Source organism: Polynucleobacter sp. MG-27-Goln-C1, from assembly GCF_018881905.1.
Taxonomy (GTDB): Bacteria; Pseudomonadota; Gammaproteobacteria; order Burkholderiales; family Burkholderiaceae; genus Polynucleobacter.
The window spans coordinates 393,325-409,656 of sequence record NZ_JACVPM010000001.1; the positions used below are offsets into that span (position 1 = coordinate 393,325).

Genomic DNA, 16,332 nt, shown 5'->3' on the forward strand with positions numbered 1-16,332 from the left:
AGCACTTAATTAGTGCAATAATGACTGTTCCCGTTTGTTTGCTTCAGTAAATTAGATACATCCCAAGGGCATATTTGATGCCTGGAATAAACAAGGGTGTACACCTTAGGTTTGTATTCCGAATTTAGTTAATAGAGGAGATTTGCATGACGAAGACCGTCGCTGATGTGATGAAGTTGGTTAAAGAGAAAGAATGTACTTTCGTTGATTTCCGCTTTGTAGATACAAAGGGTAAAGAGCAGCACACAACGGTACCTATTTCTGCATTTGACGAAGACAAATTTGAGAGCGGTCATGCATTTGACGGCTCATCTATTGCTGGTTGGAAGGGTATTGAAGCTTCTGACATGTTGTTGATGCCTGATCCAACAGCTTGCTATATCGACCCATTCTATGAAGAGCCAACATTGGTCATCACATGTGATGTGATCGAGCCTTCAGATGGCAAAGGTTACGACCGTGATCCACGTTCGATTGCTAAACGTGCTGAGTCATATTTGAAAAGCACTGGCATTGGCGATACAGCCTATTTTGGTCCAGAGCCAGAATTCTTTATTTTTGACGGCGTCCGTTGGGGTGCTGACATGCAAGGTTGTTTCGTTAAGGTGGATTCTGAAGAGGCTCCATGGTCTTCAGCTGCTGAAATCGAAGGTGGTAATACTGGTCACCGTCCAGGTAAAAAAGGCGGCTACTTCCCAGTTGCTCCAGTAGATACATTCCAAGACATGCGTTCTGAAATGTGTTTGATCCTCGAATCTTTAGGCATTCCTGTCGAAGTGCATCACCATGAAGTTGCTGGCCAAGGTCAAAACGAATTGGGTACTAAGTTCAGCACTTTAGTTGAGCGCGCTGACTGGACTATCTGGCAGAAATACGTAGTTCAAAACGTTGCACACGCATACGGCAAGACAGCTACATTTATGCCTAAGCCTATCGTTGGTGATAACGGTTCTGGTATGCACGTTCACCAATCTATTTGGAAAAATGGCGAGAACTTGTTTGCTGGTAACGGCTATGCTGGCTTGTCAGAATTCGCGTTGTTCTACATTGGCGGCATCATTAAGCACGCTAAAGCATTGAACGCAATTACTAACCCAGGTACAAACTCATACAAGCGTTTGGTTCCAGGTTTTGAGGCTCCAGTGAAGTTGGCTTACTCAGCACGTAACCGTTCTGCTTCGATTCGTATTCCACACGTTTCTAGTCCTAAGGGTCGTCGTATTGAGACTCGCTTCCCTGATCCATTGGCTAACCCATACCTCTGCTTCTCAGCATTGATGATGGCCGGTTTAGATGGTATTCAAAACAAGATTCATCCAGGTGAAGCTGCCGACAAGAACTTGTATGACTTGCCACCAGAAGAAGATGCAAAGATCCCAACCGTTTGTGCAAGCTTGGAAGAAGCATTAGAAGCCTTGAACAAAGACCGTGAGTTCTTGACTCGTGGTGGTGTCTTTACAGACTCTATGATCGACGCATATATCGCTTTGAAGATGGAAGATGTCACACGTTTCCGTATGACTACTCATCCGATCGAATTCGATATGTACTACTCCCTGTAAGCGAAGGAGAAATGTTGAGCGCAGGTCTGTTGCGCAATTCGTTTAAAGGGGCAGCTTCGGCTGCTCCTTTTTTTCCGACATTGCTTGATCAGATGCCCAATGCCATTGTGGTATTTGAGGCTGAGAACCAACAATTGGTTTACGTAAACCCGGCTGCAGAGTCTGCGCTGGATCTCTCGCGTAAATCTCTTGAGGGTCAGTCTGTGCACAACTTATTTGGTGATAACCAATCTATTAAACGCATGATCGAGGAAGTGAAAGCAGGCCATGTGTCTGCTCAACGCCAAGAGATGGTGCTGCATTCCTTACCAGGTAGCATCCATCAAGAGTCGATTCCTGCGCACGTGGTTGTAGCTAGTCTTGAGGATCCAACTCTGATCATGATGGAATGGTTTCCGATTGATCAACAGTTACGAAGTGAGCGTGACGAACGTGTCACTCAGCAAGTTGAAGCAAATAAGCAGTTAATGCGCAACCTAGCGCATGAGATTAAAAATCCTTTGGGTGGCATAAGAGGTGCCGCTCAACTGCTGGAGTTTGAACTTCCAGAAAAAGGCTTGCGTGAATACACCCAAGTCATCATTAAAGAATCTGATCGCCTGCAGAACTTGGTAGATAGATTGCTCGCCCCGCATCGCAAGGCGCACGCTATGGAGTCCTTTAATGTCCACGAGGCATTGGAGCGCGTACGCAGCTTGGTCTTGGCAGAGTTTCCAAAAGGTTTACGAATTATTCGTAACTACGACACCAGCCTTCCTGAGGTTCTGGGTGATCGGGAGCAGTTGATTCAGGCAGTCCTAAATATTGCTCACAATGCTGCTCAAGCTCTCTCAGAGGAAATACAGCAAGGTATCGCCCAAATTGAATTGAAAACGAGGGTGGCTCGCTCCGTAACTATTTCGAAGCATCGCTACAAGATGGCGATGGACTTGCACGTAATTGATAACGGCCCCGGTATTCCAGAAGATATCCGCGAGCGTATTTTCTTTCCATTAGTTTCTGGCAGGGATGGTGGCAGCGGTCTTGGGCTCACTCTGGCGCAAACTTTTGTACAGCAGCATCAAGGCTTCATTGCCTGTGACAGCTGTCCTGGACGGACTGACTTCCATATTCAAATTCCTTACCGTAGGCAGGAGAAAGCATTATGAAACCCGTTTGGATCGTTGATGATGACCAGTCAATTCGTTGGGTGTTAGAGAAGGCGCTGACTCGTGAGAATATTCCCCATAAAAGCTTTTCTAATCCCAATGATGTTCTCAATGCATTGGATAAGGAGGCTCCACAAGTATTGATTTCTGACATTCGGATGCCACGCGGCAACGGTTTAGATCTTTTGCAAAATGTCAAAGAAACTCATCCAATGCTGCCGGTCATCATCATGACGGCATACTCGGATTTGGATTCAGCTGTTTCATCTTTTCAAGGTGGAGCATTTGAATACCTTACCAAGCCATTTGATATTGATAAAGCGGTAGAGTTGATTCGTCGTGCCATGGAGCAGAGTGAGCGCAATCAATCTGGCAATAAAGAAATGAATGGCTGGAGACAGGACTCCACTGAAATTATTGGCCAAGCTCCCGCAATGCAGGAAGTTTTCAGAGCCATCGGTCGTTTGGCTCAGTCACATTCAACAGTCTTGATTACTGGTGAATCTGGTACTGGCAAAGAGTTGGTTGCCCAAGCTTTGCATAAACATAGCCCCCGCGCTAAGGGCCCATTTGTGGCTTTTAGTACTGCTGCAGTGCCTAAGGATTTATTGGAGTCAGAGTTATTTGGTCATGAGCGCGGAGCATTTCCCGGTGCATTAACTTTGCGTCGTGGACGTTTTGAGCAGGCTGATGGCGGTACCTTATTTTTGGATGAGATCGGGGATATCCCTTTTGATCTGCAAACCCGTTTATTACGCGCTTTGACTGATGGTCATTTTTATCGCGTTGGTGGGCAAGATCCCATCAAGGCAAATGTCCGCATCATTGCATCGACCCATCAAAATTTAGAGGCTCGTGTTGCTGCCGGTGCTTTCCGCGAAGATTTACTACATCGCTTAAATGTGATTCGTTTGCGGATGCCTGCCTTGCGCGAGCGCGCTGAAGATATTCCAGTTCTAGCTCATCACTTCATGCTGTCTTGTGCCAAGTCTTTAGGTGTAGAACCCAAAAAACTGTCGGATGATGTCTTAAAAGAAATCGGCGTTATGCCATTTTCAGGAAATGTGCGCCAATTAGAAAACCTCTGCCATTGGTTAACAGTAATGACCCCATCCAATGTGATTGGCGTAAGTGATTTACCTGCCGATATTTTGGCGGAAGCTGGTGAGCAACCTGTTTTATTGCAAGGTGAATCTAACCCCTCCGCTCAAGTTGCTATTAGGGGAGCTTCGGTTGATTGGGAGGGTGGCTTAGGTCGTCTGGCGGTCAAAATGCTTCAAGACGGCGACGCGGAAGTGTATGACGTTCTGTGCTCTAAGTTTGAAAAAGCAGTGCTGCAAGCGGCCCTAGAGGTCACCCGGGGAAGACGAGTTGAGGCGGCTCAGCGCCTTGGTATTGGCCGTAATACGATCACCCGAAAATTGCAGGAGCTCGGCATTGATGGCTGAGTCGATTCGAATAGCGGCCTGGAACGTCAATTCTTTAAAGGTTCGCTTGCCTCATGTTTTAAAGTGGCTCCAGGATCAAGAGAAAGCTAAAAAACCTATTGATGCGCTATGTCTGCAGGAGTTAAAGCTGACGGATGATAAGTATCCGCACAAAGAGCTAGAAGAGGCGGGATACATCAGTATTGCTGCCGGACAAAAGACCTATAACGGTGTGGCCATCATTGTTCGCAAAGCTGCATTAGCATCGATTGCTACGGATCATGAAACAACTTTCCTTAAGTCAATCAGAAACATTCCCGGCAATATTGATGAACAACAGCGTATCTTAGCTGCTACTGTGTGCTTCAAAGGAATGCAACCCATTCGCCTAGTCTCGGCATATTTTCCTAATGGACAATCACTTGATAGCGATAAATTCCAATATAAGTTGGGATGGCTTACAGCGCTTGAAGATTGGTTAAAGGAAGAGTTATATCAAAATACCCGTTTAGCACTCTTAGGCGACTTTAATATCGCTCCTACAGACGAAGATGTGCATGATCCATCCAAGTGGATTGGTCAGAATCTTGTATCCCCTCAAGAGCGGGGCGCATTTCAGCGTTTATTGAATTTAGGCTTAACGGATTCCTTCAGGATGTTTGAGCAGGCGCCTAAATCATTTAGCTGGTGGGATTACCGCATGATGGGTTTTAGAAGAAACGCTGGCATGCGGATTGATCACATTCTCCTAAGTGAAACATTGAAAGAGCAATGTAGCGCCAGCATTGTGGATAAGGAACCCAGAACCTGGGAGCAGCCTTCTGACCATGCTCCAGTGATTGCGGAGATTAAAAAGTCTTAATCTGGGGGTCTAGCGCTTGCGTTAGGACGACATTCTGAATCTTGCTTTATTCTTAATAGAATCTGTAACAGAATCCTTAAATGAAGCAAACAGTTTTGAAAATTAAGCTCTTGAATACCAATGTATCCGTGATCGTCAGCACTTGTATGCTGGCTGGATGCATTATGGTGGGGCCAGATTATTCAAGACCTCCGGTCAAGGCCCCCGATCAATACAAATCATCAGCTCAAACTGAATTTACAGAGTCTTTGGGTGAGAATTCAAACAAGATTCTGGATCCTGTAGATTGGTGGAAGAGCTTCAATGATCCAACGCTAAATACCCTGCTAAAGCAGGCTACAGCCCAAAATCTTACTTTGCAACAAACTGCACTTCGGATATACCAACTGCAAGCCCAACTTGGGGTCAGTGATGCCGCTCTATTACCTTCCGCTAATTTAAGCGCCGCGTATGCAAATAACCGGAATAGCGCAATACAAGAGGCGATTAATGACTCTAATAATTTAGTCTCTAGAAATGCCTTAGTTCAAATGAGCTGGGAGTTGGATTTTTGGGGAAAGAGTCGTCGTGGAATTCAAAGCTCATTGACATCCTATTTATCTGGTGTTGCTGCTTATTACTCGGCTGATGTTTCCTTAACTGCAGATGTTGCTAATACCTATATCAATATTCGCAACTATGAAGAGTTGATCGCTGTCGCAAAAACCAATTTGGCTTTACAAAAAGAAAGCTTGCGCATTGCGGGAGCTCGTTTTAAATATGGCGCCACCTCGATGCTCGATCTAAGTCAGGCGCAATCGCAGTACGAGCAAACCAAGGCTCAGATACCAGGTTTGATTGCCAATTTAAGAAAAAATCAGCACGCCATGAGTATCTTGTTAGGCGAAACCCCGGATTATTACGAAAAGACTTATGGGAATACCAAAGGAACTCTCAAGCCGCCAATTGCGCTAGGTGTTGGTATGCCAAGAGATTTGCTGCGCCGTCGCCCCGACGTTCTTCAGGCAGAGTTTGATGCCGCCTCTAAATCTGCGTTGATTGGAGTAAGTAAGGCGCAGCTATTCCCAACATTTACCCTGGGCGGAACTTTTGGCTATTCCAATTCCAATTACGGAAATTTAACCTCTGCTAATTTATTTAGTTGGGGTAATAGCGCTTCTGGGGTTACTGCTGGACTGTATTTGCCGCTGTTTTATCGTGGTGCGATTGTGGATCAGGTTCGCGTGCAGGATGCTATTTTTCAGCAGAGTCTGCTGGCCTATCAAAATCAAGTCCTGAATGCACAGAAGGAGGTTGAGGATTCGCTCATCACAATCTCTACAACTAAGAGCTCGAAAGAGGATTTAAGTCGCGGTGTTATTGCGGCACAAAGTGCTGCAGATTTGGCTCTTGAGCGCTATAAGGCAGGGCAGAATGACTACACCACGGTGATTACTGCACAGCAATCTTTATTAAATATTCAAAACTCTTTTGTCCAAACTTCATCAAACGAGCTCATCGGATATGTTGGAGCATTTAAGGCCCTTGGTGGCGGCTGGACTGCGGATATGAATCCCCCTAAGTTGCCCGACCAGATGATTTCAGATATGACCGACCGTACAGATTGGGGCTCAGTTCTTACGAGGACAGGCGATCCATTAACAGTTAAGGCAAGCAAGATATTGGTAGACGCCCCAGATCCATCAAATCCCTCACAAGATATTGCTCCAGTCAAAGTAAATACACCTATTCCGCCGACCCAGGGAAGTGCAGCGCCATGAAAGACTTATTAATAAAAACTAAAATTTTGCTCATGCCTTTGTGGCGTCAACTTGAGACGCTATGGAGATCACTCTTAGCTAAATGGAATGAATTTCTTGCAAAGTTAAGTACAGTTGAGATCCCTATTCTTAAAAAGAAACTTGAACCGCGGACAATCGGAATATCTTTATTCGTTCTATTCGCCTTGATCTTGCTGGTTTGTTTGAAATCTTGCGGCAAAGAAGTCAAGCGGTCTCCGACTCCAGTAACAACTGCGCAGCCACTTTCCCAGGAGATTCGTAGTTTTGCAACATTTGACGGTTTAGTGGATCCATATCTCACCGTCAATCTTGATGCACGGGTTAAGGGTTACCTCACCAAGATTGGATTTGCTGACGGAGCTATGGTGAAGAAGGGCGATCTATTATTTGTGATTGAACAAGATCCCTACATTCAGGAGGTGAAGTTAAAGCAAGCCATTTATAACGAAGCCAAAAGCGAGTATGGGCGTCAGAAATCTTTGCTTAAAGAAAATGCAACTTCTCAGGCGGCTGTTGATAAAGCATTGTCCCAATACCAGCAGGCTGAAGCCAATCTCACTCTTGCTAAGATTAATTTAGGCTATACCGAAATCAGGGCGCCTTTTGATGGTCTGATGGGGAGGCATTTGTTGGATGTGGGTGCATATCTAGATGCCACTACAAAAGGTGTTCAACTATCTACCATTCAGCAAATCTCACCAATTTATGTTTACTTCTCCATTAATGAGAGGGATTTTTTAAAGTTTCAAAAAATCCAAGATCCTAATATGGAGCGTAAGTCTGAAGTAAATACATTGCCTATCTTTGTTGGACTTCAAAGCGAAGTTGGTTATCCACATGAAGGTGTATTGGATTACGCCGCTAATTTAATTTCAACTGATACTGGATCCCTGCAATTGAGGGCAATCTTTAAGAATGAGAACTACCAGTTAATCCCAGGTTTATATGCTCGCGTGATGGCCCAGTATGGCGAACCAAGGCAGGCGTTGTTGTTGCCCAAGACTGCTGTGATGACGGATCAAGTGGGTGACTATGTCTTTGTTTTGGATGATGCTATGCGTGCACAACGTAAAGACATCACCCTGGGCCAAGGCTTTGAGAAATACGTTGAGATTAGCAAGGGTTTAACTGCTAGCGATAAAGTGGTTATTAATGGCTTTATTAACTTGAGCATTAATCAGGTAGCAAAACCAACAGAAGTTACGCTTGAGGCAATGCCAGCTCGATAACCATGCTATCTAAATTTTTTATCGAACGGCCGGTACTGGCGAATGTGATCGCTCTAGTCATGCTATTGATTGGGGCAGTATCCATTAATAGTTTGCCGATTGCCCAGTATCCCAACATTGTTCCGCCTACCATTCAGGTGACTGCCAGATATCCGGGGGCAAGTGCGACTCTAGTGCAGCAATTGGTTGCTAGCAATATTGAAACTCAGGTGAATGGCGTTGATGGGATGCTCTACATGGAGTCTGCATCCACTAATGACGGTAACTACACCCTCACTGTTACGTTTAAGGTTGGCACAGACCCTGATTTAGCCCAGGTGAACGTGCAAAACCGGGTAGCCATTGCGCTGCCTTCTTTGCCTCAGGCAGTACAAAAGCAGGGCGTCACAACCAAAACACAATCTACTGCCATTCTGCAGTTCGTCACTCTGACTTCATCTAATCCTGATCATGACGGCTTATTTTTAAGTAACCTCGCAAACCTGAAACTACAACAGCGCCTGGCGCGCCTACCAGGCGTAGCTGCAGCTAATGTGTTTGGTGTTGGTAACTACAGCATGCGAGTTTGGCTGGATCCTGCTCAGCTGAAGATGCGCAATCTCACGCCAAGTGATGTGATTGCTGTCATTAATAAGCAAAACGTCTTGCTCACAGCGGGTCAAATTGGTGCCCCACCAACACCCATGGGCCAAGATTTTCAGCTGACACTCAATGTCACGAGTGCCATGACAACCCCTGAACAGTTTGGAAAAATTGTAGTCAAGTCGGGTAGCAAGGCCGCCATTACTTACTTGCGTGACATTGCCAGAATTGAAATGGGTAGCCAGAATTACAGTCAATTCTTCAAGATCAATGACAGTCCTGCTGGAGGTATCGCAATCTATCAAATGCCTGGAGCTAATGCGATTGCTACTGCACAAGCGGTTCAAGATGAGATGAAAAGTATCGCCAAGACACTTCCTAAGGAGGTGTCTTGGGCTATTCCGTTTGATACCACGATGTTTGTCCAGGCTTCCATTCATGAGGTTTATAAAACACTGTATGAGGCAGGCATCTTAGTTCTGCTCGTGATTATGATTTTCTTGCAGAACTGGCGTGCCACGCTGGTTCCTGCAACCACAGTGCCTGTGACCATTATTGGCGCATTTGCTTGTATGGCCGCTCTCGGCTTCTCAATCAACTTACTTACCTTATTTGCAATTGTCTTATGTATCGGTATTGTGGTTGACGATGCGATTGTGGTGGTGGAGGCGGTATCGAAGAAGGTGGAAGAGGGCGAAGATCCAAAACAGGGTGCCATTGATGCGATGACTGCTTTGATGGGTCCAATTATTGGTATTACCTTGGTCCTAATGGCGGTGTTTATTCCCGCCTCATTCATTGCCGGTATCACCGGACAGATGTATCGTCAGTTTGCTTTAGTGATTGCAGCAACGGCTTTAATTAGCGGTATTAATGCGATTACTTTAAAGCCAACTCAGTCAGCCCAGTACTTAAAGCCGATTGATCCGAACCTAGTTAAAAATAAGCTCTATCAAAAATTTGATTTGTATTTCAATCGCCTAGCAACTTGGTACGGGCACAAGATTGAAGGCTTGATGAAAAATCGCGCCAAAGCCTCTATGGTGGGTATTGCGATTATCGTGGCATCACTCATCGGTTTAATGTTCGTCCCATCAGGCTTTATCCCAAATGAAGATCAGGGCTATCTAGTGGTTTCAACAACCCTGCCTGATGCCGCTTCTTTACAGAGAACGGAAGAAGGGATGAAAAAAGCAGTTGATGTAATTAAGAAGGTTCCTGGCGTTGAAACGGTTGTAGTGATTGGCGGTATTAATCTATTGAACAACAGCAGTTCTCAGTCTAATTCTGGCGCTTTATACGTCATCATGAAGAAGTGGGAAGAGCGGGGCAAAGGTGAAAGCCTCCGCGAAATCTATAACAATATGAATGAAGGGCTTCAGCAAGTTCAAGAGCTCAAATCCTTTGTGCTCTTGCCCCCAGCCATTCCTGGTTTAGGTCTATCTGGTGGTTTTGAGATGAGACTCATGCTCACTGATGGTAGCAATAACTTTGCCAAGTTAGATGCTGCTACGAAGGCTTTTATTGATGAGGCACAAAAACAGCCAGAAATCATGATGGCCTTTACGCCATTCCAAAACAATGTCCCGCAACTCCAGCTGAGTTTTAATGTAGGTAGAGCGGAAACGTTTGGTGTCGAAATCGGGGATGCTTATGATGTATTGCAGTCCTACCTGGGATCCTCTTACGTCAATCAATTCTTCAAGTATGGTCAGACCTACCAAGTCTATGTTCAAGCTGACGGGAAATATCGTAGTGCTATAGAGCAGGTTAACCGCCTCTATGTAAAAAATAAGAGTGGCAATATGGTTCCGCTCGGATCTTTCATTGATGTCAAAGAAACTACTGGACCAGCATTTGCATCGCAATTCCAGCTTTATCCGTCTGCTGCCGTTCTAGGCGCTGCAAAGGATGGCTATAGTTCCGGGGAGGCGATGAAGGCTCTAGAGCAAGTGGCCAAGAATTTGCCTGATGGCGTTGCTTTCCAGTGGGCTGGAATGTCATATCAAGAAGATTTAGTCGGAAATACCGTGATCTTAATCTTTGCGCTATCGATCTTGTTGGTATACCTGGTGCTCGCAGCCCAATATGAAACCTGGATTGCTCCACTGGCTGTCCTGACAGCGGTTCCTCTCTCCCTGTCGGGAACGGTAGTGGCTTTATTGCTTACAGGCCTAGCAAATAATATTTATGTGCAAATCGGTCTAGTTTTAATGATTGCGCTTTCATGTAAGAACTCAATTTTGATTGTTGAGGTCGCCATTGAGTGCAGGCATAAAGGTATGAGTTTCGTAGATGCTGCGCTAGAGGCTTCAAGAGAGCGATTTAGACCAATTGTCATGACCTCCATCGCATTTATTTTGGGTGTCATGCCATTGCTGCTATCTACTGGCGCAGGTGCAGCAGCTCGCATCTCTTTAGGCATCACGGTATTTAGCGGAATGATTGCCTCTACCTGCTTGGCAGTAGCTTTGGTCCCAATCTTTTACGTAGAAATCGAAACCTTCTTTGAGAGGCGAGCCAATAAGAAGGCCAATAAGTCTAATAAGGTCAACTAAATTGATCAGGTTTCCCCATATATGCATCTTAGACAATCTTTACAATTAATTACGCCATTCAATCCTTAGGAAATATTGAAATGAAAAAATTACTCGCTGCGCTGATATTCGGTGTATCTCTATGCTCAATGTCCTCCGCTGTTTTTGCTGACCCTCCAATGCAACCTTTTTATGCTGCTGTAATGAAGATGGCGCCTGAGGGAAAATTGGGGCAAGTTATTAAGCGGGAGCCAGTAAGAACATCCGTTAAAGGTGCTCAAGCATGGAGGATTGCGTATATTTCTTCTGATATTTCGGGTCGCAAAACAATCTCAACTGGCTTGGTCGTAGCCCCTACTGGACCAGTGCCCGCAGGTGGACGCCCTGTGATGTCATGGGGTCACGGCACAACAGGTACAGCACAGAATTGTGGACCATCCCAGGTTTTTGATCCCGTAGTGCCTTTGAATGAGTATTTCTTGCTTGGTGGAAATTCTTGGACAGATTATGGAATTCCAGCAATAGAGGAATTTATTAAGGAAGGATATGTTGTTGTTGCCTCTGACTATCAAGGTTTGGGTGGAGGAGGTAAGCAGCAATATACGATTGCTTCAACCAATGGCATGGATACACTCAATGGTGCTCGAGCTGCTGGCTCCATGAAGGAAACTGGCGCCAATAAAAAGACCTTGATTTATGGCTGGTCCACGGGTGGTGGTGCTGCAATCGCATTAGCAGGAATGCCTGATTACATTAATCAAACCGGTACTGCTTCTGACAATCTTGAAATGATTGGATTCGTTGCCTTAGCTCCTGAAGATATTTCAATACTGGCTCCTGCTGGAAAGTTAACTCAAGCTGCTGCCGATAAATATTTCCAAGAATCACAAACGATGTTTTTGGATAATATCTTTAATTTCACCCACGCAGCTATGTTCTATTGGGGTACCCAAGCGGCTTTTCCTAAACTGAGTTTGTCGGATGTCTTTACTGATGAGGGTGTAAAGGTAGTTGATGAGATTCTTAGTAATAAATGTATGCATGCGGCTAGTGATACATTTAATTTTCTTTATGGCTCAAGCTACGCTAGCCTGTTGAAGAAAAATCCATCAAACACCTTGGCTTGGACTGAGGCAATGGTGAAGGGTGGCGTGCGGACTGTAAAACCTATTGCACCCGTGCAAATTTATTTTGGATCGAAAGATGTTACTGTTCCGCCAATAATGCATAAGCTCTATCAGGAGCAAGTATGTAAATTAGGCGGCAATGTTGGCAGAATGCAGTTGCCTGGAGAGCAGTCCCACTTTACTACCCCTGGAACGTCTAAGCCGTTCTATTTAACCTGGGTTAAAGATCGGGTAGCAGGAAAGCCGCTGGCAAATGCTTGCTTACAGAATTAAAGAGGCAAAGCCTCTCAGTTAAAAAAAACCACCTTCGGGCGTTTTTTATTGGCAACTAACTTCCATTAAATTTCTAAGCCAGGCCACCATGTCTTAATAGGGCATCGATGCTTGGCTCACGTCCTCTGAATGCTTTAAAAGACTCGGCAGCAGGGCGACTTCCGCCCACCTCCAGAATTTCGGTCCGATAGCGTTTGCCAGTTTCTGCATCAAGTACGCTACCAGTGAGTTTTGCAGATTCTTCAAACGCGGCATAAACATCGGCAGAAAGTACTTCTGCCCATTTATAGCTGTAATATCCTGCGGCGTAGCCACCCGCAAAAATATGACTGAAGGTATTGATCCAGCGGGAGAGGGTGGGCTGTGGAATCACATTGAATTGATCCGCAATACTCCTAGATAGATCCAGAACGGCATGGCCTTGTGCATTCTTCGGATCAAAGCTGGCATGCAGACGCCAATCAGTTAATGACATCACAACCTGACGTAGTGTCATATAGCCATTTTGGAAATTCTTCGCTGCAAGCATCTTGTTAAATAATTCTTTGGGGAGCGGCTTGCCAGTTTCAGCATGGGCAGTCATCTTCTCCAAGACTTCCCATTCCCAGCAGAAGTTTTCCATAAACTGACTTGGCAATTCAACAGCATCCCATTCCACACCATTAATTCCAGAGACGCCTAGGGCGCTTACCTGCGTTAATAGATGATGCAAGCCATGACCACTCTCATGGAAGAGGGTGATGACGTCATCATGTGTGATTGTCGGTTGTCGCAGAACGCCATCTACCTTTACTGGCGGTGCAAAGTTACACACTAAATAGGCAACCGGTACTTGAATCTCACTATTTGGTAGCTCGCGACGTCCTCGCGCATCATCCATCCAGGCGCCACCACGCTTACCGGGTCGAGCATAGGGGTCTAAGTAAAAGTAAGCCACGATCTGGTTGTCAGCATTTTTAACCGAGAAGGACTGTACGTCTGCATGCCAAGTTGGTAGGGCGGCAACTTCAATCTTCACTGCAAACAATGTTTGAATGACTCCAAATAAGCCTTCTAAAACCTTAGGTAACGGAAAATATTGTTTCAGCGCATTCTCAGAAAAAGAGTAACGCTCTTGCTTTAATCTTTCGGATGCAAAAGCAATATCCCATGGTTCTAATCCATCGGTGATAGAGAGTTCAGATTTGGCAAACTCAGAAAGCTCTTGCCAGTCTTTGAGTGCAAAGGGTTTTGCCTTTTGTGCAAAGTTGGTTAAGAAGGTGTCGACTTCCTCAGCATTACTTGCCATTTTTGGAGCCAAGCTCAAGGCTGCATAATTTTTAAAACCCAACATGGCTGCTTCTTCATCGCGTAGCTTCAGCTGCTCGAGCATGTTCTGCGTATTATCCCAATCCATTTTTCCTTGGGAGTATTGAGGAGCTAGCTCAGAAGCTCGAGTCACATAGGCTTCATACATGAGGCGGCGGAGTGACCGGTTCTCGGAGTACTGCATCACTGGGTAGTAGGATGGGAAATGTAATGAAAATGCCCAGCCTTGAAGATTCTTTTGCTGAGCAAGATCAGCGGCAGCGGCGATAGCATCTTCTGGCAAGCCCGTTAAATCAGACTTATCGGTAATGTGGTGCACAAAGTGATCTGTCGCATCTAATACATGATCAGAGAATGCCTTGCCTAATAGCGCTTGTTCATCCTGAATCTCTGCGAAGCGTGGCTTTTGTGAATCGGAAAGCTCTGCGCCGCCAAGACGAAAATCTCTTAAGGAGTTTTCAATTACTTTTTTCTGGGCTGTAGATAGCTTTTCATAAGCAGGGCTTTGACTAAGTTCTTTAAACTTTTGATACAGCGCTAGATTTTGACCTAGGCTTGAAAAAAATGCGGTTACCTTAGGCATCATCTCGCCGTAGGCTACTCTAAGTTCCGGGGTGTCTGCCACACTATTCAAATGAGAAATGACCCCCCACGATCTGCCAAGGGATTCAGTTGCATCCTCAAGTGGTTCAAGTAAGTCATCCCAGCTTGCTGGAGTATTTGGATCGGCTGCATGAGCTACCGCTTTTTCTGCTTGCTTCAGAAGAAAATCAATTGCAGGCTCAATGTCTGAAGGTTTTACTTCGGAGTAGGTGCATATGCCTCTTCCGAATGAAATCAGAGGATTCTTTTGGAGTTCAGCGGAGGGCTTTAAAAGTGTTGATGTAGTCATCCCTATAGCTTAATGGACGACGCAAACTTTTGCTAATTAGACGCTGATCAGGCGCAAACCAGAGGGGTTTAGTTTGAAGGCTTCGCCGCTTTTTCTGCTGCTTCTAGGGTATTCATCAGCAGCATCGTGATAGTCATCGGCCCAACACCTCCTGGTACAGGGGTGATCCAGCCAGCGACATATTGAGCTGCATCAAAATCCACGTCGCCACAAAGCTTGCCATCAGGCATACGGTTAATACCAACGTCAATTACAACCGCGCCATGCTTCACCATATCACCAGTAATCATCTTGGGTTTGCCTGTAGCAACTACCAAAATATCCGCATCCTTAGTGTGGTGAGCTAAGTCACGAGTCTTACTATTGCAGATCGTGACTGTAGCGCCTGCTTGCAACAACAGCATTGCCATTGGTTTACCGACAATATTAGATGCGCCAACGATCACTGCGCGTGCGCCACGAATGGGGTATTCGATGCTCTCGAGGATCTTCATGCAACCATACGGCGTGCATGGCTTAAATTCTGGCTGACCAACCATTAGGGCACCGGCATTGGCTACGTGGAATCCATCCACATCTTTTTCTGGGGCAATTGCCTCAAGTACACGTTCCGCTGCGATATGCTCAGGCAGTGGCAGTTGAACCAAAATTCCATGAATGGCGGGATCGGCATTCAGTGTGGCGATGCGAGCAAGTAACTCTTCTTCGCCTAATTCGACTGAGTAACGCTCGAGTACAGAATGAAAGCCCACATCTTCGCAAGCCTTAACTTTGTTGCGGACATACACCTGGCTAGCAGGATTTTCACCAACAACAATCACAGCTAAACCAGGTCTAACGCCTTTGGCGGTGACGATAGCTCCACGCGCTGCAATCTCAGCACGTAATTTTTTAGATAGGGCGACGCCGTCGAGTAACTGTGCAGGCATAGGGGGAATTAATTAGGTTGTGGATCTGAGAGTGCTAAGCGGAGCAAGTCTGCAACGGTATTCACGTTGAGCTTTTCCATAATATTGGCGCGGTGCGCCTCTACAGTTTTAATGGAGATGCCAAGATCATCTGCAATCTGCTTATTCAAACGACCTGCCACAATGCGCTCAAGAACTTGGCGCTCTCGGCCAGTCAGTTTACTCAAGAGGCTTTGGGTAATCTTACGTTGGCTTGCTTGTGAGTAATCAATGCGTGCTTTAGCAAGCATGCGATCGACTAAACCACAGAGATCATTTTCTTTAAAAGGCTTTTCAATGAAATCAACTGCACCGCGCTTCATGGTGGAGACTGCCATTGAGACATCACCGTGACCTGTAATGAAGGCAACTGGCATTGGCAGATTTTCACTAATTAAACGTTCTTGTAATTCAAGACCGGACATCCCTGACATGCGCACATCTAAGATAGCGCAAGAGATCGTAGATTTATCTGTGCTTTGCAGTGACTGCAAGAATCGTTCTGCGCTTGCATGGCAGCGAACAACATAACCATTGCTTTCTAACAACCAGGTGAGGGAGTCGCGGACAGCTTCGTCGTCATCCACAACATAAACCACTTCAGCTTGATTGGGTTTGGTGCTAGCACTGGTATTCATATTGGCTCTCGCAGATCAA

11 protein-coding genes are annotated in these 16,332 nt (G+C 45.6%); 8 read left to right on the forward strand and 3 right to left on the reverse strand.

Features of this window, described 5'->3' with window-relative positions:
* The first annotated feature begins 146 nt into the window (after nucleotides 1–146).
* The 8 genes from glnA to ICN14_RS02085 all read left to right on the forward strand — a co-directional run bounded on the left by glnA (nucleotide 147) and on the right by ICN14_RS02085 (nucleotide 12,528).
* Nucleotides 147–1,562 (forward strand): type I glutamate--ammonia ligase, encoded by a 1,416-nt coding sequence (gene glnA / locus ICN14_RS02050; RefSeq protein WP_216181088.1) that lies wholly within the window; start codon nucleotides 147–149, stop codon nucleotides 1,560–1,562.
* Nucleotides 1,563–1,573: 11 nt separating this feature from the next.
* Nucleotides 1,574–2,710, forward strand: a complete 1,137-nt coding sequence (gene glnL, locus ICN14_RS02055; RefSeq protein ID WP_216224455.1) for a nitrogen regulation protein NR(II) — start codon at nucleotides 1,574–1,576, stop codon at nucleotides 2,708–2,710.
* Nucleotides 2,707–4,158, forward strand: a complete 1,452-nt coding sequence (ntrC, locus tag ICN14_RS02060; protein ID WP_216224457.1) for a nitrogen regulation protein NR(I) — start codon at nucleotides 2,707–2,709, stop codon at nucleotides 4,156–4,158. Before glnL ends, ntrC begins: the two co-directional genes overlap by 4 nt.
* A complete protein-coding gene (gene xth / locus ICN14_RS02065; protein WP_216224459.1) occupies nucleotides 4,151–4,999 on the forward strand; it encodes an exodeoxyribonuclease III in 849 nt (282 codons plus the stop codon). Before ntrC ends, xth begins: the two co-directional genes overlap by 8 nt.
* 80 nt (nucleotides 5,000–5,079) lie before the next feature.
* Nucleotides 5,080–6,759 (forward strand): efflux transporter outer membrane subunit, encoded by a 1,680-nt coding sequence (locus tag ICN14_RS02070; protein ID WP_216224460.1) that lies wholly within the window; start codon nucleotides 5,080–5,082, stop codon nucleotides 6,757–6,759.
* On the forward strand, nucleotides 6,756–8,009 hold the full coding sequence (locus ICN14_RS02075; protein ID WP_216224461.1) for an efflux RND transporter periplasmic adaptor subunit: 1,254 nt from the start codon (nucleotides 6,756–6,758) through the stop codon (nucleotides 8,007–8,009). Before ICN14_RS02070 ends, ICN14_RS02075 begins: the two co-directional genes overlap by 4 nt.
* 2 nt (nucleotides 8,010–8,011) lie before the next feature.
* Nucleotides 8,012–11,149 carry an efflux RND transporter permease subunit gene (locus tag ICN14_RS02080; RefSeq protein WP_216224462.1) on the forward strand — a complete coding sequence of 1,046 codons (3,138 nt, stop codon included), beginning with the start codon at nucleotides 8,012–8,014 and terminating at the stop codon, nucleotides 11,147–11,149.
* An 80-nt stretch (nucleotides 11,150–11,229) separates the two neighbouring features.
* Nucleotides 11,230–12,528 (forward strand): lipase family protein, encoded by a 1,299-nt coding sequence (locus ICN14_RS02085; protein WP_216224463.1) that lies wholly within the window; start codon nucleotides 11,230–11,232, stop codon nucleotides 12,526–12,528.
* A gap of 73 nt (nucleotides 12,529–12,601) precedes the next feature.
* On the opposite strand, the gene ICN14_RS02090 is transcribed toward ICN14_RS02085, so the two are convergent.
* The 3 genes from ICN14_RS02090 to ICN14_RS02100 form a co-directional block, all read right to left on the reverse strand.
* The gene (locus ICN14_RS02090; protein ID WP_216224464.1) at nucleotides 12,602–14,728 is read right to left on the reverse strand and encodes a M3 family metallopeptidase; all 2,127 of its coding nucleotides are present in this window, start codon (nucleotides 14,726–14,728) and stop codon (nucleotides 12,602–12,604) included.
* 68 nt (nucleotides 14,729–14,796) lie between these two features.
* Nucleotides 14,797–15,657, reverse strand: a complete 861-nt coding sequence (folD, locus tag ICN14_RS02095; protein WP_216224465.1) for a bifunctional methylenetetrahydrofolate dehydrogenase/methenyltetrahydrofolate cyclohydrolase FolD — start codon at nucleotides 15,655–15,657, stop codon at nucleotides 14,797–14,799.
* Nucleotides 15,658–15,665: 8 nt separating this feature from the next.
* Nucleotides 15,666–16,313, reverse strand: a complete 648-nt coding sequence (locus tag ICN14_RS02100) for a response regulator transcription factor (RefSeq protein WP_216224466.1) — start codon at nucleotides 16,311–16,313, stop codon at nucleotides 15,666–15,668.
* Between the last annotated feature and the right edge of the window lie 19 nt (nucleotides 16,314–16,332).